Origin of the sequence: Agrobacterium sp. SOY23, assembly GCF_027212525.1 — a bacterium.
GTDB classification, from domain to species: Bacteria; Pseudomonadota; Alphaproteobacteria; order Rhizobiales; family Rhizobiaceae; genus Agrobacterium; species Agrobacterium tumefaciens_I.
Map to the genome: position 1 here is coordinate 63,376 of NZ_JAPWDT010000007.1, position 22,361 is coordinate 85,736.

Genomic DNA, 22,361 nt, shown 5'->3' on the forward strand with positions numbered 1-22,361 from the left:
CTCCGTGTTGCGGATAGAGGGGGCTGGATTGGATTTCGCGGTAGCCTCAGCAGGAGGGACGCCAATGGCAGAAACTGCGGCCAGCTTCAGCAATGTTCGTCGTTGCATAGCACCCTCGTTCGATCGGCAGAATTTGACTTGCATATTTCAGATACTAAATGGTATCGTAAATTCAATTAATGATACTGTCAAGGACTGGAATTATGGTGACTGAAAATAGTCAGAGCCGGCGCGGCCGGCCCGCCAATGAAGCACTTGGTCAAACGATCGTCGACACCGCAGGCGAACTCTTTGCGGAACTGGGTTTTCAAGCGACGACATTGGACAAGGTTGCTCAGCGGGCGAAGATATCCAAACTCAGCATCTATCGTCACTTCGAGAACAAGGAGGCGCTGTTTGGAGCTGCCTTTGCGGCCCGCTGCCAGCAGTTAATACCACAGGTCCTTTTTGAAGGCGTCGACGGTTCGGCCGAAGGTCAGCTCATGGCGGTGGGATCATCACTGCTTCGCACGCTGTTGCGCCCGGACGTCCGCAATGTCGAAGCCATGGTCATGGTCGACACACCGAACCAGAGGTCGTTGAGCAAGATCCATTACGAAGCCGGTCCCGCCCATATCATCGCGCAAATCGAGGTCCTGCTGCGTCAATTGCACGAGAAGGCGGTTCTGAACGTGCCCGATCCTCTTCGATCCGCCCGCCTGTTTGCCGCGCTTTTCAAAGGCTCCGATCTCCTGATTATCGCGCGCTTCGATGAGGCGAGAGCAGAGGACGACAACGAAATCGAATCCTATTGCCGGTCGGCCGTCGCCATGTTCATGGCCGCGCACGGAGGCAACGACCGCGTGGGCGCATAGCCTGGTTAAGAGCGGGTCGGAAAAGGATGGATGTGGACATGGCTGAACAAAATGCCGATCGGATTGCCGACTGGAAAGGACAAAGAGGGGAGCGCTGGGTTGCTTATCAGGCACGGCTTGATACCATGATGGCGGTGTTTGGCTAGGCCGCGATCGAAGCTGCTGCGCCAGTCACGGGCGAACGCGTGTTGGACATCGGCTGTCGCGCGGGGGCGACTAGTCTGGAACTGGCCGTTCGCGTCGGCGCGGAGGGCCATGTGCTGGGTGTGGACATATCCGAACCGCTGATCGAAAGCGCGCGCTGGCACCGCAGGACACGCCGGAGAACCAATACCTGGCGTCCTTCTACGAGAAGCTTCTTTCGCAGGGCCAGCGCATGCTTCACCTGCACTTCGAATATCCGGAGAGAACGCACGAAGGCTACCTACTGACCGATGAACATGGTCAGATGCTGGAAGCGATCCGAGACCGCAACGTCGATCTCGCAGACGCGCTCGCGCATACCCGCCAATTCCAAGACAATTTCAGGCGCGAGAACTATACAACTGATGTAACGCTTGGACCACTCCGGGCTGCGGAGTAGTGCCTGCTGTCTGCTGGAATGTCCGTTGATGCCGCCGATGACTTCGCAAGGCCGCGCGCCAACGCATCGAACGCGATGCGGTCTCCGGCGCTCAAAGTAATGGGCGTCGCCCGGACCTGGGATGCGGCGCTCGTTGTCGTCCGTGACTTTCAATCGACCGGACAACACGGCAGGGCGCTCCTCGTCCATCATGTACGAGCGAAACCTTAGCGGTGTCTGCACCGGGCTGATAACATTTCTTCAGCAGTTGTAGGCTGCGGCCGAACTGGGTGACTGGGTGAAGTTGACTGGCGTTGAACGCGAACCTACCGGCTGTTGGAGAGCTCGTGGTCTGTGACAACTGACGAGACGTTAATACCGGACGCCGAAAAGGTTAGCCAAGCCCCGCATGTGATCAGCCTTGTCGCTGTTTTCCAACCGCGGTATTTCCGCGAAAGCGGCAATGCTAGTGCTCTGAAAGAGTTCGCTTATCCGCCAGGAAGCTGTATCATGTCGGTTAGAGATGAGCAGCGCTCACCTGCCCTCCAAGGTATCAATACCAAGTTAGGCACATCAACGACCATGTCCAATCCTCTGCCCCCGCTAAATCCGCTTCGCACCTTTGAAATTGCAGCCAGGCTGAACAGCTTCACCTTGGCAGCCGATGAATTGAACGTTTCGCAGGTCGCCGTCAGTCGCCAGGTAAAAGCGCTCGAAGACTACTTGGGCGTCGCGCTATTCAATCGACTGCATCGAGGTCTGGTGCTGACCCGTGAAGGGCAAGAACTGTACAACGGCATTTCCGAAGCTTTCCAGCAGATTGGAAACGCAGCAAAACGTGTGTCACGTCGCGGTCGCCGTGATATACTGGCGGTGCAGGCATATACCACTTTTGCCCAGAAATGGCTTATACCGAGGCTTGTAGCGTTTCACACGGCACATCCCCGTATCGAGGTGAGATTATCCTCCTCCGCCACCGCTGCGAACTTTGATACGCAGAACCTTGATGCAGCCATCCGTTCGGGGAATGGCGACTGGCCAGATTTACATGCCGAGCGTCTGGTCGATGTAGAGTTGACGCCGGTTTGTTCACCGTCTTTCCTTGAAGAGTTTCCGTTGAAACAGCCCAGCGACCTTTCCAAGGTTCGCCTGCTTTACTCCATGGCGCGGCCGAACGACTGGCGCGCCTGGGCCGACAGCGTTCAATGCGACATTGTTTCCAATCAAGGCGTAAAATTCGAGAATTCCGCTCTGGCTTACGAAGCAGCCACCGTCGATGTCGGCGTTGCTATTGCGGTGCGCGTTTTCGTCGAGCGCCATCTACGCTCAGGTGTTCTGGTTGCGCCATTTGAACAAACCTGCCGCACAGGTGACGGCTATTATTTGACATGGCCGAAAGATAAACGGCCATCGCAACCGCTCATGCAGTTTCTGACCTGGATTCGCAAGCAGATGGAGGAGGATGCTGCACGTCTGAGGTCATAAAAAAGCGCCGACTTTGCATCACCGGCGCTTTGATCTTCAAGGTGCTTGCCTCCTATTCGCCTATGACGACGAGCGCATCGCCCGCTCTGACACCCTGCCCCTCCGGCAGAACGAAAACCGGGTTTATTTCAGCCTCGAGCAGACGGGCATCAAGAGAATGCGCCATATCGGCAAAGGAGAGGATGGTCGAGACCAAGCCTTCCGTGTCGGCCACCGGTTTACCCCGGAAGCCTTTGAGGAGTGGTGCGCATTTCAGGGTGTCGATCATCGAAGCCGCCTGCTTGCGATCGATGGGCAAAAGCCTGAGCGACACATCCTGATAAAGCTCGGTCGTGAGACCTCCGGCACCGAGCAATATATACGGTCCAAGCTGCGGGTCGCGGTTAAAGCCGAGAATGAGTTCCACGCCGCCGGTGATATATTCCTGAACAAGGAAGCCGTCGATACGCGCGTCCGTGGCTGAGCGCACCCGCGTCAGCATATCGTTGCAAACCTTCTGGACATGGTCAGGCGCCACACCGACGGCCACTCCACCGACCTCCGATTTGTGAAGAATCTCGTCAGACAAGATCTTGATGACGACGGGACCGCCAAATGTCTTTGCGGCTTCGGCAGCCTCTTCCGAGGTCGGAACGGCGACCTCCCTCGTGATCGGAACACCGAAGCGGGCGTAGAGTGCCTTGGCATCGGCCTCATTCATCGGCCCGGCAACGACGTCCGAGCAATCGATGGCCTGTTGTGCTCGCGCTTCAACGCTTTCCGACTTGCCAAGCTTCAGCAAGGCCGCAAGCGCGGATGCGCAGCTTTCCGGTGCCGCAAATGCGGGAACGCCGCTCCTGTTGAGATGCCGCACAATGCCGGGTGCCTCCGGGCTGACATATGCGATGAGGGGCTTATCGGTGATCGCCATAGAGTCCAACAATGGTCGCGCCACGACATCGGGTTGGGCAATGGATGATGACCCAATAACCACGACAATTGCATCAAAACTCGGGCTTTCAGCCAGTATCCTGATGATGGACCGGAAGAGATCCGGGCGTAGACCGGCGAGCGTCACGTCAATAGGGTTACGGTCCAGCACCGCTTCCTGAAGCTCCAGCGCGAGCAGCTTTTCGGCTGTCTCCTGGTCAGGCGATGGCATGGCAAGCCCAAGGCATCCCACATTGTCAGCGACGATGGTGGCCGCACCGCCAGTCGAGGTCACGATTGCAACCCTGTTGCTTGCGAGCCTTCTCCCCGTGGACAGGATCGCGGGGATGTCGAGAAGGTCTGCGAAGGTCTGCGCCCTTATAATGCCGAGCTGGTTGAAAAGCGCATCGTAAACCTCATCGGCACCGGCGAGAGCACCGGTGTGAGAAACAGCGGATTTGGCGCCGGATTCCGACTTGCCAACCTTGTAAACGACGATGCTCTTTCCGGCGTCGACGACGCGCTTGGCCGCCGTCCGGAACTTTCCAACGTTGCGTATGGTCTCCAGATAGAGCGCGACAACCATCGTCGCATCGTCGTCGGCGAGCGCCTCCAGAAAGTCCGAAGTCTCGAGGTCGCATTCGTTACCGGTTGCGACAAGCTTGGAAAAGCCAATGCCGCGGCCGGCAGCACGGGAGAGAAGCGATCCCATGATTCCACCACTTTGAGACAAAAGCGCGATCGAACCCGTTGGGAAATCCTCCATTTCCATCGCGCCGGTCGCCGTCAGCATGATCTTGTCAGTGAGATTGACAAGCCCAATCGTGTTTGGCCCCAGAATGCGCATCCCACCGGCAGCCTCCATAAGCTGTTGCTGACGCAACTTGCCTTCTTCCCCGCTCTCTCCGAAACCCGATGCGAGAACGACAGCAGCCTTCGTACCGGCTTCCGCTAATTGGCGAACGGATTCGACAACGCGATCGGCACCGACGAGCACCAGGCCAAGGTCGGGCGCTGCGGGAAGATCGCGCGGATCGGCATAAGCCTTCAGCCCCGCAATCGTTTCGTAGCGGGGATTGATGGGATAGATCTCACCGGAAAAATTATGCCTTTGCAGATAGGCTACCGGCCTCCCCGTCAGCTTGGCAGAGTCGTTGGAAGCGCCGACCACGACAACGCTACGAGGGTTGAGAATGGCATGTACGATACTCATATCATCCCTCACTTTGCAGACTTGTTGAGGAAATCCTCAACCGAACGGCGGTGCTCCGCCGTCGTGTAGCAGATGGCCTGGGCCTCCCGTCCAAGCGCAAACACCTGCTCGTCCGTGCTTTCAAATGTCTTGTCAAGGATCGACTTGGTGAGCGCAACGGCAGCCGGCGATCCGGCGCAGAGTTCCTCCGCCCAGGCCTGGGCGCTGTCGACCAGCGCTTCCGGCGAAACGACGCGGTCGATCATGCCGATCTGCAAGGCTTCTTCGGCCTCGAGAACGCGCCCGGTCAGAATGAGTTCTTTCGCCTTTGCAAGACCCACGCGACGCGGGAGAAAATACATGCCACCCCCATCAGAAACGAGACCACGCTTGATGAAGCTCATCGAAAGCTTGGTACCTTCCACTGCAACGATGAAATCACATGCAAGTGCCATATCCAGGCCAAGGCCGAATGCGGCGCCGTTGACGGCGGCAATCACCGGCTTGGAAATGCCATGAATGGCGGCAACACCCCGGTGGGTACTCTGTTGACGCCGCCAGCCGTTGAAGGCCACTTCGCCTGCCGGAGCGTCGAGTCTGGCGCGCATGCCGGCGACATCGCCGCCGGAGCAGAAGCCTTTGCCGGCACCGGTCAGGATAATGCCGCGCACGGCCCTATCGGCACTCGCCGCGTCGAACGCCGCAATTAACTCGGCGCGCATCTGATCATTGATGGCGTTGCGTACGTCCGGCCGGTTGAGCGTGATCGTGGCAATGCCGTTTTTTTCACTTACGAGCACGAATTCGGCTTGGCGATTGGCAATGTTCATCATGTGCTTCCTCAAATTTGATAATGCGAACGGCAGCACTCCTCCGCGCCGCTTTGACATTCATGATTAGTGAGATGGGCGCTATTTCCGCAACCGAGGATCACGTCAGGCTTGGCCAACATTAGGTTGGGCAAAAGAAGCCGCGTGGCGCGGAGGTTCTGTTCCGGCCAAAATTGCTTTCCTTAACGTTGCCAAATCGCGTTCGGCAAGCACGCTTCCGGCCAACTCATCAAACTTTTGAACCACTTCCTGAAGGGTCAGGGGATCCTCGGGATCGCCTTTTCGTGTTTCCTGGAGATGCTCGAAACCACGTCCGTCTTTCAGCTGTACCACCAGTTTTGCCATGCGCTTTCGAGGGTAAAGCGCGGCGAGGGTCGGATCTATACCAACATTAACCCTGGGCATCACCGCCCGAATGTCCGGATGAGTAAGGGCGGCCTCATCGAAGGCACTCAACCGAACCGCTCCAAGCACCATATCCGCGGCTATGCAATACTGCACGCTGAACCTGGCGTCTGAAGCACCTTGCGGATCGGGGCGATCACACATGGTCTTCGTCGCCTCATAGCCCTTGATCCGTATTGATCGGACGGCCTGCCAGGAAAAACCGTATTGCCGCCGCATCAGGCGCAAGCCGTCGAGGGCCGGAACGATATGGCCACAACAGCCATGGTTCTTGATCGTTATCCGTTCGATCGGGGTCCACTCGCCCAACCCTTCCAGGGCGGCTGTCCAATCACCTGGCGAAGCACTTGTGGCTGCGGCGTAACCAGTCTTGCCGTGCAATGCATCTGGTGAACCAGTCATGCCGTTTGCCGCGGCAAAGGCTGCAAGCATGCCGGCTTCGGCCGCATGCCCTGCATGGAGGGCCTTGGCTGTACCTCCATTCTTGAGGTTCTGCTGATGGCCGCCCGCAAAACTGCTGGCGAGTGAAATGGCGTGCGCGATTTTCTCCGCGTCACAACCAAGCAACATCGCACAGGCGGCGGCCGCGCCCATCGTACCGATGGTCGACGTCGTGTGCCAAAAAGAATAGTGGCTCGGCTGCACCGCAAGCGAGATTCGACAACCGATGTCATATCCACCGATGATTGCCCGATGAAGATCAACGAGGGAACAATCCAGATGCTGGGCAAGAGCAAGGGCTGCCGCAATCGTTGAACTGCCCGGATGATAACCGCCGTCCTTGAATATATCATCGAACTCAACGACGTGGCTCGCGGTGGCGTTCAAGAGCGCAGCAACTCTGGGCGAGCGCATGACACCATCAGCATAACAAACGGAGCGGCCAGGCGCTTCCTCGATTTGCAGAGCGCGCACAAGCGCAAGCGATGTGTCCTGCTTGCTTCCGGGAATGGTTGTGGCGAACCAGTCGAGAATTACACGCCGCGCAGCCGCCTCAAGGCCCGGCGTCAATTTCGCCGACTTCCAACGGTCTGCCTGAACGGCGAGAGCCTCAAGTGGATTAACCATGACATATCTTTCGAAGCGTTAGGAATAAATAGGTGAAAAGCCGGACCGTCTCGTCAGCATCGATAAGCGGGTCACGTCTTTATCAGGTAGCCATCAAGCTAAGCGACGGTTCGGACTTCACTCGGCGCGGCATCTGCCATATACATCGGACCGCCCTTATGACGCGGAAACCCGTAACCGTTGATCAGCACGACATCGATATCGTCAGCGGTTTCTGCTATGCCTTCGTTGATCACCGCACGCCCCTCACGCTGGATCGTGCTTAGAATACGGTTCATGATTTCCGCCTCGGTGAAGGAACGCCTGACGAACCCGCCGCGTTTGCTTTCCTCAAGAATAAGGGCAACCACCTCGTCATCGGGCACCGGTTTTCCCGACCTGTAATCAAACCAGCCCCGGCCGGTCTTTTTGCCAAACCTGCCGGCCTCGCAGAGCCTGTCGGCAATATGAGCGATGCGCTCGTTACCGGAATGCGATGCGGCTCTGGCTTTTCGCTGCGCCCACGCTATGTCGAGGCCGCTCATATCCTGAACCTCAAAAATACCCATAGCGAAACCAAAATCGCGCATTGCGGCATCAATCTGGGATGGCAAAGCCCCCTCCTCCAGCATGAACTCGCAATCGCGACGATAAGCAGCCATGATCCTGTTACCGATAAAACCATCGCATACACCGGAAACGACCGGGATTTTCCGCAGTCTTTTGGCAAGTTCATGGGCGGTCGACAGTGCGACAGAACCGGTCCGTTCCCCTCTCACAATCTCCAGGAGTTTCATGACGTGAGCCGGAGAGAAAAAATGCAGCCCGAGAATTCTTTCCGGATGAGCGGTCGATGCTGCCAGCCGATCGACATCGAGATAGGACGTGTTCGTCGCAAGGATCGCCGACGCCGGCATGACAGCATCGAGCTTTGCAAATACGTCGCGCTTGACGGCCATATCCTCAAACACGGCCTCGATGACGAGCGGACAAGTTTTCAGGGCATCATAGTCGAGGACAGTAGAAAACCGTTGCACCGCCCAATCAGCCGCCTCGGCATTTATCACCTTGCGTTCGGCGCTTTGTGCAATCGTGTTCCGAACCCGTTCCCGCGCTTCAAGAGCCGCTTCTGCGTTCTGTTCAACGAGTGTGACGGCGGAGCCTGCAAGCAATAGTGCTGACGCAATTCCCGCCCCCATTGTTCCGCCTCCAATCACACCGACATGGGACAAATCGACGGGTGAACCCCCGACATTCCTGAGGCTTTTTCCCGCGTTTCGTTCAGCAAAGAAAATGTGCTTTAATGCACGGGATTCGTCCGACACGGCGAGCCGAAGGAAGCGTTGCCTTTCACTCGCGAGCGCGATCTCAGACTCGTGTGTAACGGCGTCCTTTAGAGCCGCCAGAGCCTCAACCGGGGCCATGGCACCACGTCCTCGCAAGCTGACCGAGCGTTGTGTGGCCTCCCAATCCACCGCTTCATCACCTCGAATGGCGCGCTGAAGCAGTGGCACCACAGGATTCTCGATCAACGAGCAGGCATGAAGACACGCCTGCCCTACCAGATCGCCTTCCGCAACCTTGTCAACGAGGCCCAAAGTCAGCCCCTCTTCCGCCGATATGGGTTTTCCTGTGGTGATCAGAGTGATGGCTTTTTCAAGCGGGATCAGCCGGGGAAGCCGCACGGTGCCACCGGAACCCGGTATGACACCCAAGGAAACCTCAGGCAGACCCAGCTTCGTTCCCTTCTGTGCCACGCGCCCGTGACACGCCATGGCGAGCTCCAATCCACCACCGAGTGTCGTGCCATGTACAGCCGCGACCCACGGCTTCCGGGAATGGTCAATTTTTTTAAGCAAATCGGGCAGGTAGGGTTGCAGGGGATTTCCAAGTTCATTGATGTCGGCACCGGCAACGAATGTCCTACCGGCACAGGCAAGGACGACTGCGTCTACATTCCCATCAGCCTCCACAGCTTCCACAACCTGGAGCATCGACTGCCTTACCTGTTGGTTCAAGGCATTAACCGGCGGGTTATCAATCGTAACAAGGGCGACGCGGCCTTCAACTTTATAATCTACCAACACCAATTCCAAGCTCCTGTCATCGTCCTCGGTCTTGGCTTCGCGCCATTCGGAGGGAGTAAAAATGTCCTCGTGGGTGACGAAACTTTGCGCCCCGCCACCCACGAAAACCAATTTCCAGATCGAAAGATTACTTCTTCAGTTCCGCAACTGCCTGTTCCACGTAGCTATTATCGAAATACTTCTGAGGCCCGCCCTCGATCTTGGCGCCCTGAAGCTCGCCCAGGAATTGAATAACGCGCCCTACTGTTTGTGCCGTCAAAGCAGGTGTCTTCGGATATGTGCTGGCATTCGACTTCCATGCCGCTTCGAAGACCGGACCGGATGTCGCTTCGAACCGTTTGCGGACAGCAGCTTTCGCCTTTTCAGGATCATTGTGGATGAGCTCGTCGGCTTTGGTGATTGCGCGAAGGAACTTCACGGCCTTGTCGCGATTGTCCACCAGCCATTTGTCCTGCGCTGAAATAGCAATTGATGGATAGCCGGCGAGAGGTTCATATTGGCCGGCGGACATATCGATCAGAAGCTTTCCCTTGTGATCGAGCACGGCGATGTCCGAGGTGGGCGACGACAGGGCAAAACCATCGATGCGATTGCGATCGAACGAGGCAAGCATGGCGCCGCTGTCATTCATATAGAGAAGGCTCATGTCACTTTCTGGCGAGAGCTTTGCCGCGCCAGCAAGGTGACGCACCAGGAAATCGGCGCTGCCGCCAGCGCCGGCGGCGGCAATCCTAAGGCCTTTCAAAGCTGCAAGGCGCTTTTCCATCGGCATATCCGGCGTGAGGCCGATACGCTCTGCAGCCTCTTCCGTAACCACGATGTTTGAGGCATACTGGTCGATCATTGCCCCGATGAGCTTGACCGGCGCGCCCTTCTCGGTAGCGTTGATAGCGTTCTGTACGGAGCAGGAGCAGATTTCCACGCTTCCGCCGACAAGGCCAGACATGGCCGCCCCACCGCCCTTGAACTTCACGAGTTCAACATCCAGCCCTTCCTCCTGAAAAAGACCGCCATCATAGGCGACGAAAAGCGGAAGATGGACGAAGCCATCCGTACCCAGCGCAACCTTGAGCTTGTCTGCCGCGTGAACAGAACCTGCCATAAGGCCAACAGCCATCGATATTGCGACGATTATTGATCTTGCCTTCATGTTTTCCTCCCATGAATTGTTAAATTTGCGGTCGCCGATTCCGGATGTCAGATCGTCAGTTCGCGCTCGTTCGCCACGGTTTTCCACGGCATCAGCGCCTTCTCGGCAAATTTCACCGCCGTCTGCAGGCAAAGCGCAAGGAAGATGATGGCGATGAGGGCGGCAAAGACGCCTCCCGTATCGAGCTGGCCTGCAGCGTCCTGCAGCAGGTATCCAAGCCCGCGGTTGGAGGCCATGATCTCGCCGACGATCGCGCCGATCAATGCATAGGGCACGGAGAGCTTGAGACCGGTAAAGACCCATTGAATGGCAGAGGGCGTGATGACCTTTGCAACAAGATGGCGCTCCCTTGCTCCCATCAGACGCAGGATTTCAACGAGTTCGCCGCTGACACTCCGCACACCGCTATAGGTGTTGAGGAAGACCAGGAAGAAGACGATGACCGCCGTCAGCATGATCTTCATTTCGATGCCGATGCCGAACCACATGATGAAAAGCGGAGCAAGGGCCACTTTTGGCAGGCTGTAAAGCGAGATCAGGATCGGATCCAGAAGCTGGGCCAACGTTTCGTTACGCCCAAGGACCAGCCCGACGGTGATGCCGGCCGCCGCACCGAGTGCAAAGCCGCCGAGCGTTTCCACAAGGGTGATCCAACCGTGGTCGAAAAGGCGACCCGTGTGGACGAGAATCCAGAAGCGCCCCGCCACTTCCAGCGGACTGCTGACAAAGAACGGATCGGCAAACCTGCCGGAGGCAAACTGCCAGATGCACAGCAGGCCAAATATCAGCGCCAAGCGCCCCAGAAATATTCTCATTTCTCTCTCCCGATATCAGTGCGCAACGGTCATTGATGGCGCAAGAATGTCCCAGAGATCGGAGCAAAGCTGCTGATACGTCTGATCCTTGCGCAAGGCGAGGATCGCGCGATCTCTCGGTAGCGGAACCTCGATGTTTTTCACGATCGTTCCCGGACGCCCCGAAAACACCAGGCATCGATCCCCAAGCGCCACTGCCTCGTCGATGTCATGCGTAACAAACAGCACGGTCTTCTTGAGGCGGCGCGACAGTTGGAAGAGCTCCGTCTGCATCTTGATGCGCAACTGCGCGTCGAGCGCGGCAAATGGTTCGTCGAGCAGCAGCGTCTCCGGGTCATATGCCAGCAGTCGCGCGAGCGCTGCACGCTTGCGCATGCCACCGGAAAGCTGGGACGGATAGGAATTCAGGAACTGGGTCAGGCCGACGAGCTCGGCCAATTCGTCCACGCGCGCCTTCCGTTCAGTCTTGCCCATTCCGCTGATTTCCAGCGGCACGGCGATGTTTCCCGCAACGGAGCGCCAGGGAAGGAGATGGTCGCTTTGAGTCATATATCCCGTGCGGCCATTGACATCCGAAATCGGGACATTGCGATACTTCACCGTGCCGACAGTCGGCGACAGCAGCCCGGCCGTGAGATTCAGCATCGTCGATTTGCCACATCCCGAAGGGCCAACGATAGTGACAATCTCGCCCTCGCAGATATCAACATTGATGTCTTTGGTCGCCTGAATTACCGCAGCTCCGGCACGGAATGTCTTGCCGACACCAGAAAATGAGATGACCACCTCGGCTTCCCTTTCGGCAGGGGTGACCGACACGGTATTTATGATTTTTTTGGCAGACGACATGAATCCTCCCATGCGTTTCGAACCATGCTGCTGGGCCTCCGCCAAAACGTAGGCGCAGCTGAAAAAATCGATGAGTAATTGGCCAGGAGGCATAGGCAGCTCAGCACGGATCGCGCAAACCCGCCCAATCGCGATATATAATGACGACAGAGCCTCCCAACTCCTTCGCACACAATTTATGAACGCGAGGGTGGGCCTTCGTCCGAGAGACCGCAAGAAACTTTCAGGAAGAAGATGGCCAACTTTTTGTTAGGCAACGTCTCAGCTGGATCAAGCCGAGCAAGCGGGTTGGGCCTGAGGGCTTCGACGGACCAAACGACCCGGGCCGAGTAAGGAACGATAGCGCTTTCCACCACACGCCGGGGGCTAACGGATAGGAACCCCTTCCCGCTCAAGGCCCACCGCATTGGTTCTGGCGTCAGGTCGCTGATTGTCTATAGAGTCGTTCCCAGCAATCCGCAGGAAGGATCTACCGGGCTTTGACCAGAGAATGGAATTTTCCCGGTTAATGCCGCAACTGTTGCACGTTGTACCGGCAAAATCGGAGAGTAGCCATTCACGAACGTTTCGCATTCCGGCATGTGGTAAAGGAGAAAGGGGGAACCGAGCGAGACATAAATTGTTGGAAGATAATCCCACAGTCTTTCCATGGATGCCGGAAACGGCCCATGCAAATCTGCCCAACGCGGACCAAGATGTTCCCTCGCGGACATCCCCTCTTCAGCGAGAACATAGATACCGACATCGCATTGCGCCGCTTCAATTTTTTCGCCAGGTCGAAGAATTTTCACCTCAAACCCTGCCTCCCGAAGCAGCTGGTCAAACTGAAGTTGCGCAATCGGCCCGGAAGGCGTCGTTCGATTTTCAAGCCATGACAGAAGAATTCGCGGATGTTTTTCAGGCCTCAAAGGGAGGATTTTTTGGGTGTCCTTGACCAAGGTCACCGCAGCTCCTGCGACATCATCAGCCCAGGCAGCGTGTTGAGCAGATGCGAGCAAGTTCGGTTTCAACCGCTCGTCCGGCAGGGTAGTCCGATCGAGATGAAGACCCAACGATGCCTTCAAGGCAAGGATGCGCAGCACGGCTTCGTCGAGACGACGGTAGCTGAGAGTTCCCTCGTCCAGTCCCTCGATCAGAAAGCGGAAGTCGTCGGCGAGATTGGTTGGGAACAGAAGAACATCACACCCGTTCTCAATACAGAGCGGAACGATCTCGCTCCGTTTTCCCTGCGACCCGAATCCCACCATGCCTGTCGCGTCGGAAACGATCACTCCGTTGAACCCCAACTCGCCGCGCAGCAGTCCAAGATTGAGGTCGCCGTTAAGAGAGGCAGGCGTCGACCCTTGACAGGATGCGCGCGCGCCCAGCTCGGAGGCATAGGCGGGTAAGCTGATGTGCCCCGCCATGATCGTCTGAACGCCGTCGGCCACCGCAGCACCGAAGATCCGGCCAAAGCTGCTGCGCCAGTTATTCATGTCCATGGTGTTGTCTGTCGTCACGAAATGCTGGTCACGCTCATCGACGCCGTCACCAGGCCAGTGCTTCAGGCAGGTTGCGAATCCCGCCTCCCGCATACCGTCATGATAGGCGCCAACGTACATGCTGACTGCATCAACGCCGTCACCAAAGGCGCGCGTGTTGACGACGCTGGAGTGAAAATTAAGTGCCAGATCACCGACAGGGGTCCAACTGATGTTGAACCCCAGATATGAGCCCTCCCTGGCAGCAATCGTTCCCATTCGGCGCGCGTGAATAGTGTCTCCGGTTGCACCCACCGCCATCTGGTTTGGGAATGCCGTACCCGCGGCAGGACTGCTTTTTTCCGAAAACTCGATGTCACCCGCCATAAGAAGCGGCACTTTGGTCTGCGACTGGGCATATTGCGCACTACGACGCAAATCCCCTTCTTCGCGTCTTATCATGCGATGTAGGCCGCCGACGTGATGGGCAAGCAGACCATCAAGCGCTGGTTCAGACAGATCCCGAGATACCGGAAGGAGGATTTGCCCGACCTTTTCCTCGGTAGTCAAAGACAAGAACGTCTCTCTAACCCAAGCCAGCGCAGCCGCGTCGAGGTAAAAGGGTTTCTCACGCAGCTTTCCCATGAGGGTTGTTACGTCGTCAGCCATTCACGTCCCTGCTGTTGTTATGGCGTTCGTTCGCCTTCAGGCGTCCCGAGATGGCAATTATGGAATGTTCGTCAGAATATCCGCTACCGCGTCAGGCCGGTCCACCATGGGATCGTGACCGCATCCTTCCATGACCACGGTTTGCCAGCCAGGATCCTTCTCACAGCGCTGGAGCGCCGCATCGAACAAAGGTTGTGGGAAAAGCGGCGTCCTCACGTAGATTTTCGTGGCCACGCGGTCGCGGGCGCCAGTCAGATGAAGCGGTTCCAGCGAGACACCGATCGGCTGCCGCGTGATCCTGGAATCGACCCATATCGCATTTGCTTCATCCTGAATTCTCAGCGCAGTGGAGGTCGGTCCCGGACGGGAAATTTCCCCGTTATCCTGCGCGGACAGAAACGCAGCTTTCTGTTGTTCGTTCAGGAAATCAAAACCGCGCTGGCCGTCGTCAGGCAGGAAAGCATCCAGATAAACGAGGCCGCTTACACGCCCTTCAAGCTTCTCCATCGCACCGGAAACAACCCAACCGGCATAAGAGTGTCCCACCAGAACTGCGTCTTCCAGCCCTTCCCATTCAAACACATTCACCACATCATCGATATGCGTCGAAAGGGTGATCGAGCTACTCATGAGGTGGGAGCGCTCGCCCAGTCCCGTCAGCGTTGGCGTGAATACGCGGTGTCCGGCGGCAACAAGCAAAGCCGCCAGATCCCGCCAAACCCAGCCACCATGGCCGGCGCCCGGGACCAGAACAAAAGATCGGGATGATTTTTGCGTCATGTCAATTTCCTGTAGCATCATTGTTTGGGAGGTAGGAGGAACCGGATTATCCTGCCTTATCCTGAAAAGTCTGGGGACACCCCCTCGGGAAGAGGCAGTTCGAATGTGTTGACCGTCATTGCAACAAGCGAATAGTAACCGATGATCCCAACCAGATCGACGACACCATCGCTTCCGATGGCTTCGATCGCAGCCGCATATGTTTCGTCCGAAACCTTGCGCTCATTGTAGATTTCTATCGTAAAGCGATAAACCGCCCGGCCCGCCGCATCGGCAATCTGCGGTTCCTGCCCCAAGCGGATAGCCTCGATCACATCAGGCTCCAATCCGGCCTTAAGGGCCTCTGCCTTGTGGGCATACCAGGGCAGTTCAGCGTTCCACAGGCGTACGAGTGCGAGGATGGCAATCTCAGACAGTCGCGGTGCGACCGAAGAACCATATCGACAATACTGCCCCATGTTCTGTGCGGCTTCAGCCAAATGAGGTCTGCGTAGCCAAAGGGCGAGAGGCCCCCTCACACGGCCGCGGGGACCACCGGCGATAACGTCGTGAACCCTTTTCTGTTCAGGGTCCAGATTGTCCAGATCAGGTGCGGCAAGGCGCATTCCCGTTTCCTCCCATTACAGTCGTTTTTCAGTTTCAAGATCGAAGAGAGAGGACCGCTGCAGGTTAAAACCGACAGGCACCGTCATCCCGAGGGAGACTTCGGCCTGCCCATCCATGCGAAACCGCAACGTCTGGCCGGCGAATGAGGCCCAGACGAGTGTATCGGCGCCCATCGGTTCGACAAGTTCAATGACCGTGTCAAACCGGACATCTGCACCATCGGAGGCAGCGCCAATGTTGAAATGCTCGGGACGAACACCTAGCCAGACATTTTTCGGCCGCAGATCACTACAGAAAGAATAGCCATCGAGCGGAACGTGCAAACCACCGAAGTGCAGAGTGGCGCCCTCCACGGTAGCCTGGAAGAAATTCATCGACGGCGAACCAATGAAATCCGCCACGTATTTGTTGGCAGGCGTATTGTAGATTTCCTGCGGGCTCGCGAGTTGCATCACTGAACCGCCCTTCATCACGGCGATACGGTCGGCAAGAGTCATCGCCTCCACCTGATCATGCGTGACGTAGATCATCGTATTACCCAGCTTCTGGTGGAGACGTTTGATTTCCACCCGCAAATCCGCACGCAGTTTTGCGTCAAGGTTCGACAGGGGTTCGTCGAACAGGAAGACGTCGACGTCTCTGACAAGCGCACGGCCGATTGCGACACGCTGACGCTGGCCTCCGGAAAGCGCTGACGGCTTCCGGTCAAGCAGAGGTTCTATCTGTAGGACTGACGCTGCGCTTTTGATCCGCTCTGCAATGACGTCTTTTGCAACACCAGCATTTTTCAGGCCAAAGGAGAGGTTTCCGGCAACGGTCATTTGCGGGTAAAGCGCGTATGACTGGAACACCATGCCGATGCCCCGCTTGCTGGGCTCCTCCCAGGTCACGTTGCGACCGTTGATGAATATTTGTCCATCGGTCGGTTCAATAAGGCCGGCAATGCAGTTGAGAAGCGTCGATTTTCCGCAGCCGGAGGAACCAAGAAGGACAAGAAACTCGCCCTCCCCGATATCAAGATTGAGGTTCTTCAGAACCTCGACGTTGCCGTAATTCAGCTTGAGTTCGCGAATTGAAATGCTGTGTTTCATGGCTTTATCCCTTGACTGCACCTGCTGCTATCCCGCGAACGAACAGTTTTCCCGAAAGAAAGTAGATCGACAGAGGAACAAGACCTGTCAGCAGAGTTGCAGCCATATTGATGTTGTATTCCTTGACGCCCTGGACCGAGTTCACGATGTTATTCAACTGAACGGTCATCGGATAATTCTCAGGTCGGGTGAATATCACGCCGAAGAGAAAGTCATTCCAGATGCCGGTTACCTGAAGAATGACCGCGACCGTAAAGATGGGCAGCGCCATCGGCAGCATGATTTTCAAATAGATTCCCCAAAAACCGGCGCCATCAACGCGGGCGGCCTTGAAAAGCTCTTCAGGAATGGCACTGAAGTAATTCCGGAAAAGAAGAGTGAGGATCGGCATCCCGAAGACGGTGTGGACAAGCGTCAGGCCTGTCAGCGAGCCATAGAGGCCAATTTCTCGCAGCAGAATTACGATCGGGTAGATCATCACCTGATAGGGGATGAACGCTCCAACGATCAGGATCGTAAAGAAGATGTCCGCCCCCTTGATGCGCCAGTTGGCCAGAGCATAGCCGTTGACGGAGGCGATCAGGATCGAAAGGATTACCGACGGGATAGTGATTTTAACCGAGTTGAAAAAACCTCTTGAAAGACCTTCGCAGGTGAGACCCGTACACGTTGACGACCAGGCCTCGACCCAGGGCTGAAACGTGATTTCGACAGGCGGGGCGAAGATGTTCCCGAGCCGGATTTCCGGCATTCCCTTCAAAGAAGTGACGACCATCACATAGAGAGGAAGAAGATAATAAATGGCGAAGACAATCAGGGCACTATAAAGCAATACCTTGTCTCGCGAAATAAAACGCTGAGGACGAGGGCCACGAGGCTCTACGCGCGAAATCGGATAATCAGACACGTTTCTTTCCTCCAAATTCGAGAATGGCCCAGGGTATGATCACGAAGGTGACGGCGACCAACATCATTGTGGAGGCTGCGAAGGCCTGCCCGAGATTTTGCGACTGGAAAAGATAGTCAAAGACGTATTTCGCGGGCACTTCCGAAGAAAGGCCGGGACCTCCCCCCGTCTGTGCGATGATGAGGTCGTAGAGCTTGATGATGCCCGACGTAATGAGAACGAGTGCGGTGACGAAGACGTTACGCATCATCGGAAGAATAACCAGAAGATAGGTCTTCCAGGTGGGAATGCCGTCCACCCGCGTCGCCTTCCAGATATCTTCGTCGATGCCGCGCAAGCCTGCCAGCATGAGGCACATCACCAGCCCGACACCGTGCCAGAGTGCTGCGGCGATGACGCCAAAGAGTACCAGTTGCGGGTCATAAAGCGGATCGAAGGAGAAGCCCGTGAAGCCCAGTCCCCGGACAAAGCTCTGGATTCCGAATTCCGGGTTGAGCAGCCATTGCCACACAAGCCCGGTAACGATGAAGCTAAGCGCATAGGGATAGAGAAAGATCGCGCGAAACGTATTTTCGAAACGTATTTTTCGATCCAGCATCGCCGCAAGCACGAAACCCAGCAACAGGGAAAGAACAAGCATCATCGCGCCATAAATGGCGAGATTTTCGATTGATATTAGCCAGCGCCTCGATCCCCAGAGCCTCTGATACTGGCTTAGTCCCACCAATTCCGCATTGGGAAGAAGCCTGGAATTGGTAAATGAATAACCGATGGTCCACAGTGTACAGCCGAGGTAAACGACCAAAGCCGTCACCACCATGGGAATTGAAGCGGCAAGTGCGCTCGCATTGCCGAGCCGCCATCGCCTGAAAGCAACCTTAGACATAAATTTTTCTCTGATTTGAGCGAAAGTGCCGTGGAGATCCACGGCAAGGTCCCGTCAGTCGGCGTCCGCGATGATTGCGACGAACTCGCTTTGCGCCCGTTCCGCCGTAAAGCTGTCATCACTGAAGAACTCTACAACAAGATCAGTGATGCGCCCCACCGAGTCCGGTGAGAGCAAACTGTTGACGCTTCGGATAACCTGCCCCTTCGCCAGGATATCCAGCCCCTTCTTCATGCAGACACTTGCATCTTTGACCTCTATATCACCGCGCACAGGCAAGGCGCCTTTGATGAGGCTGAACTTCACCTGGACGGAAGCATCAACGATCGTGGATGCCAGCGCCTCCTGAGCAGCCTCGATATCCTTGCTCTTTACCTTGGGGAAATAAAACGCATCGCCTGCCGTCGTGATGTAGGGGTGAACGCCAAGGCCCACGAGGCAATCATAGTCCTTGCCAGCCGTCAGTCCGGCCTGCTCGAATTCGCCCTGAACCCAGTCACCCATGATCTGTCCGGCGGCACGGCCATCAATGACCATCTGCGCCGCCGTATTCCACTCCTGGACATTCGACTTTTTCGACAAGCGCCGTGCATCTGCGGCAGCTGCAAAAACCTTCGCCACTTCCGGACCTGCCGCGAGGTCGGCGTTCTTGTCCCCGTAAACCTTTTCAAAGACTTCGGGACCGCCAATCGAAACCATCAGTACGTTGAAGAGAAGCTGAATTTGCCAGGGCTGCCGCCCCGTTGCCAGAGGAACAATGCCCTTTTGTTCAAGAGCAGGTGCAACCGCGACAAACTCGTCCCAGTTTTTAGGCACAGGAAGCCCAGCCGTCTCGAATGCTCTGTGTCCAAGCCACAACCACTGCTGGGAATGAATGTTCGACGGGACGCAATAGACGCGCCCTTCATAGGTGCAGTCTTCCAGCAGGGACTGCGGGCGGATTTTATCGAGCCAGCCTTCCCGTTTTGCGAGATCGGTGACATCGCGCATCAAGCCGGCCTGAACCAGCTCCTTCATGGCCTTGCCATGCGTGAACTGCGTTGCACCCATCGGGTCTCCACCGGTAATCCGGCTGGTGATGAGCGGCCGCGCAACGCCACCGGCCCCGGCAATCGCGCCATCCTTCCAGACGTTGCCCGTGGCGTTAAATGCCTCCGCAAGTACTTTAACCGCCGCCGCTTCGCTCCCGGACGTCCACCAGTGTGTTACCTCAAGCTCGGTAGCGTCGGCAGCGTTAGCCGTATTCAGACCCAATACGGCAACCGTCACGTACAACCAATGTTTCACATGCACCTCCTCTGCATCGTGGCAAGATTAAAACGATTAATACAGAGATTCCCCCATCGTTGACGGAGACTCTTAATTAGGCTCAGGCCAACCTGACATTGGGCATCTCCCCCACAGGATGAATCGAAAGCGCGCCGACCGATCCGATGGACGGTGGAGCTGATAGCAAAACGCCTGGCCCCAAGAGCAGGCTTTGATCGCTGGGAGGCTTCGTCTCACGGCCGATGTCGTTGCGTCATGGTCGTCTCGTCCTGCCTTGCTTCCGGCCTTTGAAGCCACAATACCGACCGGGCAATTTTCTCCGACTATTTCTGTTGCCCAAAAGAATCCAGAAAGTGAAAATTTCGGAGTTAGCCCATCCACCCAATATCCGACAGCGTATTGGCCATGAACAGGAGACCAGCCTGCAACTCTTCGCGTTTCACCGTACCGCCGAGACAAACCCGGACATGTTCATCTGGCGTGCCCAGGACGGTAAATGCGTCCGATGGCATCAGCCCCACGTGGCGCCCCGCCATGCGTCCCATCAATTCAGCTCGACTGGCGCCGGTTGGCAGCTTTAGCCAAATATTGAACGCTTCGGGCTCTCCAAGAAATTCGTGCCCTCTCAACGTCTCGGCAACAATCTTCTGACGCACCGCGCTTTCATTTCGAACGAACCGACGAATGGCGTCAGCGGTACCGTCTTCGATCCATCGTGTTGCAAGAGCCATACAAAGAGGAGACGGCATGACCGAGCTCGCTCGGATTGCCTGCGCAAGTGAGTAGGCAGCCTTGGCACTCGGCGCAACCGTATAAGCAAGACGAAGGCCTGCACCCAGGCACTTGGCGAGCCCGCCGATATGCCAGGTCAAGTTGGGCGCCATTGTCGCAAAAGGGGCCGGCGCGGCTGCGGGAATAAAGCCGTATGCGTCATCTTCGATCAGTGGAAGCCGATGATGGATCAGCACTTCGGCAATCTCCATGCGCCGTGTTTGAGGTATCGTTATTGTTGTCGGGTTCTGGACAGTGGGGTTCAGGTAAAGCGCTTTTGGCTGATGCAGGTGAATGGCAGCATCCAGTTTATCAGGAAGAATGCCCGAACTGTCCATTGGCAAACCAACCAGTTGAAGACCCATACGCGCAGCAATGGCCCGAAGACCCGGATAGGTAATCGCTTCACACAAGATAACGTCGCCCGGACGCGTCATCGTCGACAATATCGCCGTCATCGTCGCATGCGCTCCCGGCGTGATGGCGATGCGTTCGAGGCTTGGCACCATCCCTCTCTTGGAGAGCCACGATGAGGCCGCGGCTTTATCTTGATTGCCGCCGGTCGTGGATTGATATCGAAGCAGTGGTATGAGATTTGCCGATACCGTACGAAGACCGTCCTGCATGCGGGCAATCAGCTCGGCATCCTGCGGCTCTGGAGGCATGTTCATGGAAAGATCCTCATCCCGGGTGCGATGAGGATTTGCTTCATGGCGCGAGTGAGCGGGAGCACAGGCGAACGTCCCGCGACCAACGTGGCTTTCAACCAACCGTCTTGCATGGGCTTCAGCGTAAGCACGGGTAACGGTCGTGAAGTCGATCCCAAGACGGTCGGCCAGTTTGCGCTGTGGCGGCAGCCTCTCCCCTGGCGCAAATTCACCGCTCTTCACCGCCGCTTCAATTGCATCGGCGATTTGCAGATATCTGGGCTTACCATCCGGTCTCAATACGGGGGGCCAACTTGCCATTATTCGTCTCGTTTCCAAAAACCACTCTCTGATTGTTTTATATTGTATGGAGTAAACCCGAACATTTCAACCCGACTAAACCATGACGAATACCGTAGACAAAAATGGCAAATGTTTAGGCATAATGTGCCCATTTACGCGTCAAAACGAGGAAAACAGGTGCGATTCAGCTGATCGTCTTCTCGTTTTTCGTTTTTATTGTATGTATATTGCACTTGTTATTGATTCATACAATTTTCGTCGTACGCTTTAGCATCCCAACCGCACAACAGGAGCGAGATTGATGCCTCAGGTAACGCACGAAGCCCATAAAGACGGCGACTTCTTCGTGGATTACGAAACGAAGGTTTTTGAAGATGTGAAAGCAGATCCCGGGGAAAAAGCGCTGGTGACCTTTCACACCGTTGCTTTCGAAGGATCCATCGGCCTTGTCAATATCCTGAACGCCATCCGCCTGCAGCGCAAGGGTTACGAGACTTCCATCCTGCTTTATGGCCCCGGCGTCACGCTCGGTATTCAAAGGGGCTTCCCGAAGCTTGGCGACGAAGCATTCCCTGGCCATCTGAATTTCAACAAGAATCTGGAGCGCTTCATGAAGGAAGGCGGCAAGGTCTATGCATGTCGCTTTGCTCTCCAGGCGCTTTACGGCCACGGCGAGCCATCGCTGATCCCAGGAATCATTCCTGTCCTTCCACAAGACGTCCTTGACTGCGTGTTGCTGCACAAGAAGGCCAACGCGCTGATCATCGACACCTGGACGGTGTAAGCG

General features: G+C 56.4%; 18 protein-coding genes and 3 pseudogenes. 5 read left to right on the plus strand and 16 right to left on the minus strand.

Annotated elements, in window-relative coordinates:
* Positions 1-206: 206 nt before the first annotated feature.
* The 3 genes and pseudogenes from O3S81_RS19535 to O3S81_RS19545 all read left to right on the plus strand — a co-directional run.
* Positions 207-854 (plus strand): TetR/AcrR family transcriptional regulator, encoded by a 648-nt coding sequence (locus O3S81_RS19535; protein ID WP_269346308.1) that lies wholly within the window; start codon positions 207-209, stop codon positions 852-854.
* 38 nt (positions 855-892) lie between these two features.
* Positions 893-1,176 (plus strand): annotated as a pseudogene (locus O3S81_RS19540) (methyltransferase domain-containing protein); the annotation flags it as partial.
* A pseudogene (locus O3S81_RS19545) lies at positions 1,177-1,437 on the plus strand (FCD domain-containing protein); the annotation flags it as partial.
* A gap of 36 nt (positions 1,438-1,473) precedes the next feature.
* Here O3S81_RS19545 and O3S81_RS19550 read toward each other — a convergent pair.
* Positions 1,474-1,702: pseudogene (locus tag O3S81_RS19550) on the minus strand (cupin domain-containing protein); the annotation flags it as partial.
* 68 nt (positions 1,703-1,770) lie between these two features.
* Here O3S81_RS19550 and gcvA point away from each other — a divergent pair.
* A complete protein-coding gene (gcvA, locus tag O3S81_RS19555; protein ID WP_269345857.1) occupies positions 1,771-2,901 on the plus strand; it encodes a transcriptional regulator GcvA in 1,131 nt (376 codons plus the stop codon).
* Positions 2,902-2,953: 52 nt separating this feature from the next.
* On the opposite strand, the gene O3S81_RS19560 is transcribed toward gcvA, so the two are convergent.
* From O3S81_RS19560 to O3S81_RS19630, 15 genes are all read right to left on the minus strand, one after another.
* Positions 2,954-5,023 (minus strand): acetate--CoA ligase family protein, encoded by a 2,070-nt coding sequence (locus tag O3S81_RS19560; RefSeq protein WP_269345858.1) that lies wholly within the window; start codon positions 5,021-5,023, stop codon positions 2,954-2,956.
* Positions 5,024-5,031: 8 nt separating this feature from the next.
* On the minus strand, positions 5,032-5,832 hold the full coding sequence (locus O3S81_RS19565; RefSeq protein WP_269345859.1) for an enoyl-CoA hydratase/isomerase family protein: 801 nt from the start codon (positions 5,830-5,832) through the stop codon (positions 5,032-5,034).
* A gap of 105 nt (positions 5,833-5,937) precedes the next feature.
* Positions 5,938-7,305: an MmgE/PrpD family protein gene (locus O3S81_RS19570; RefSeq protein ID WP_269345860.1), complete on the minus strand. Its 1,368-nt coding sequence runs from the start codon at positions 7,303-7,305 to the stop codon at positions 5,938-5,940.
* A 98-nt stretch (positions 7,306-7,403) separates the two neighbouring features.
* Positions 7,404-9,473 (minus strand): 3-hydroxyacyl-CoA dehydrogenase NAD-binding domain-containing protein, encoded by a 2,070-nt coding sequence (locus tag O3S81_RS19575; protein WP_269345862.1) that lies wholly within the window; start codon positions 9,471-9,473, stop codon positions 7,404-7,406.
* A gap of 25 nt (positions 9,474-9,498) precedes the next feature.
* Positions 9,499-10,521, minus strand: coding sequence for an ABC transporter substrate-binding protein (locus tag O3S81_RS19580; protein ID WP_269345864.1), 1,023 nt, complete (start codon positions 10,519-10,521; stop codon positions 9,499-9,501).
* A gap of 47 nt (positions 10,522-10,568) precedes the next feature.
* Complete coding sequence (locus O3S81_RS19585) at positions 10,569-11,336, minus strand: ABC transporter permease (protein WP_269345866.1); 768 nt, start codon at positions 11,334-11,336, stop codon at positions 10,569-10,571.
* A 15-nt stretch (positions 11,337-11,351) separates the two neighbouring features.
* Entirely contained in the window at positions 11,352-12,185 is an 834-nt protein-coding gene (locus O3S81_RS19590; protein ID WP_269345867.1) for an ABC transporter ATP-binding protein, read from the minus strand.
* 434 nt (positions 12,186-12,619) lie between these two features.
* Entirely contained in the window at positions 12,620-14,314 is a 1,695-nt protein-coding gene (locus O3S81_RS19595; protein ID WP_269345869.1) for a glycoside hydrolase family 3 protein, read from the minus strand.
* Positions 14,315-14,371: 57 nt separating this feature from the next.
* On the minus strand, positions 14,372-15,094 hold the full coding sequence (locus O3S81_RS19600; RefSeq protein ID WP_269345871.1) for an alpha/beta fold hydrolase: 723 nt from the start codon (positions 15,092-15,094) through the stop codon (positions 14,372-14,374).
* A 56-nt stretch (positions 15,095-15,150) separates the two neighbouring features.
* The gene (locus tag O3S81_RS19605; RefSeq protein ID WP_269345873.1) at positions 15,151-15,699 is read right to left on the minus strand and encodes a carboxymuconolactone decarboxylase family protein; all 549 of its coding nucleotides are present in this window, start codon (positions 15,697-15,699) and stop codon (positions 15,151-15,153) included.
* A 15-nt stretch (positions 15,700-15,714) separates the two neighbouring features.
* Positions 15,715-16,791: an ABC transporter ATP-binding protein gene (locus O3S81_RS19610; RefSeq protein ID WP_269345875.1), complete on the minus strand. Its 1,077-nt coding sequence runs from the start codon at positions 16,789-16,791 to the stop codon at positions 15,715-15,717.
* A gap of 4 nt (positions 16,792-16,795) precedes the next feature.
* A complete protein-coding gene (locus O3S81_RS19615; RefSeq protein WP_442864966.1) occupies positions 16,796-17,641 on the minus strand; it encodes a carbohydrate ABC transporter permease in 846 nt (281 codons plus the stop codon).
* 49 nt (positions 17,642-17,690) lie between these two features.
* Positions 17,691-18,584 (minus strand): carbohydrate ABC transporter permease, encoded by an 894-nt coding sequence (locus tag O3S81_RS19620; RefSeq protein WP_269345878.1) that lies wholly within the window; start codon positions 18,582-18,584, stop codon positions 17,691-17,693.
* Between the two features lie 54 nt (positions 18,585-18,638).
* A complete protein-coding gene (locus O3S81_RS19625; protein WP_269345879.1) occupies positions 18,639-19,871 on the minus strand; it encodes an ABC transporter substrate-binding protein in 1,233 nt (410 codons plus the stop codon).
* Positions 19,872-20,221: 350 nt separating this feature from the next.
* Positions 20,222-21,592 carry an aminotransferase-like domain-containing protein gene (locus O3S81_RS19630; protein WP_269345881.1) on the minus strand — a complete coding sequence of 457 codons (1,371 nt, stop codon included), beginning with the start codon at positions 21,590-21,592 and terminating at the stop codon, positions 20,222-20,224.
* Positions 21,593-21,875: 283 nt separating this feature from the next.
* On the opposite strand from O3S81_RS19630, the gene O3S81_RS19635 reads away from it, so the two are divergent.
* Positions 21,876-22,358, plus strand: a complete 483-nt coding sequence (locus O3S81_RS19635) for an MSMEG_0572/Sll0783 family nitrogen starvation response protein (RefSeq protein WP_080794113.1) — start codon at positions 21,876-21,878, stop codon at positions 22,356-22,358.
* Positions 22,359-22,361 lie beyond the last annotated feature (3 nt).

Bases quoted from the DNA above. Each gene is read 5' to 3' on its own strand.
- O3S81_RS19560 (WP_269345858.1), bottom strand. From the start codon at position 5,023: ATGAGTATCGTACATGCCATTCTCAACCCTCGTAGCGTTGTCGTGGTC.
- O3S81_RS19565 (WP_269345859.1), bottom strand. From the start codon at position 5,832: ATGAACATTGCCAATCGCCAAGCCGAATTCGTGCTCGTAAGTGAAAAA.
- O3S81_RS19570 (WP_269345860.1), bottom strand. From the start codon at position 7,305: ATGGTTAATCCACTTGAGGCTCTCGCCGTTCAGGCAGACCGTTGGAAG.
- O3S81_RS19580 (WP_269345864.1), bottom strand. From the start codon at position 10,521: ATGAAGGCAAGATCAATAATCGTCGCAATATCGATGGCTGTTGGCCTT.
- O3S81_RS19585 (WP_269345866.1), bottom strand. From the start codon at position 11,336: ATGAGAATATTTCTGGGGCGCTTGGCGCTGATATTTGGCCTGCTGTGC.
- O3S81_RS19590 (WP_269345867.1), bottom strand. From the start codon at position 12,185: ATGTCGTCTGCCAAAAAAATCATAAATACCGTGTCGGTCACCCCTGCC.
- O3S81_RS19595 (WP_269345869.1), bottom strand. From the start codon at position 14,314: ATGGCTGACGACGTAACAACCCTCATGGGAAAGCTGCGTGAGAAACCC.
- O3S81_RS19600 (WP_269345871.1), bottom strand. From the start codon at position 15,094: ATGACGCAAAAATCATCCCGATCTTTTGTTCTGGTCCCGGGCGCCGGC.
- O3S81_RS19605 (WP_269345873.1), bottom strand. From the start codon at position 15,699: ATGCGCCTTGCCGCACCTGATCTGGACAATCTGGACCCTGAACAGAAA.
- O3S81_RS19610 (WP_269345875.1), bottom strand. From the start codon at position 16,791: ATGAAACACAGCATTTCAATTCGCGAACTCAAGCTGAATTACGGCAAC.
- O3S81_RS19620 (WP_269345878.1), bottom strand. From the start codon at position 18,584: ATGTCTAAGGTTGCTTTCAGGCGATGGCGGCTCGGCAATGCGAGCGCA.
- O3S81_RS19630 (WP_269345881.1), bottom strand. From the start codon at position 21,592: ATGGCAAGTTGGCCCCCCGTATTGAGACCGGATGGTAAGCCCAGATAT.
- O3S81_RS19635 (WP_080794113.1), top strand. From the start codon at position 21,876: ATGCCTCAGGTAACGCACGAAGCCCATAAAGACGGCGACTTCTTCGTG.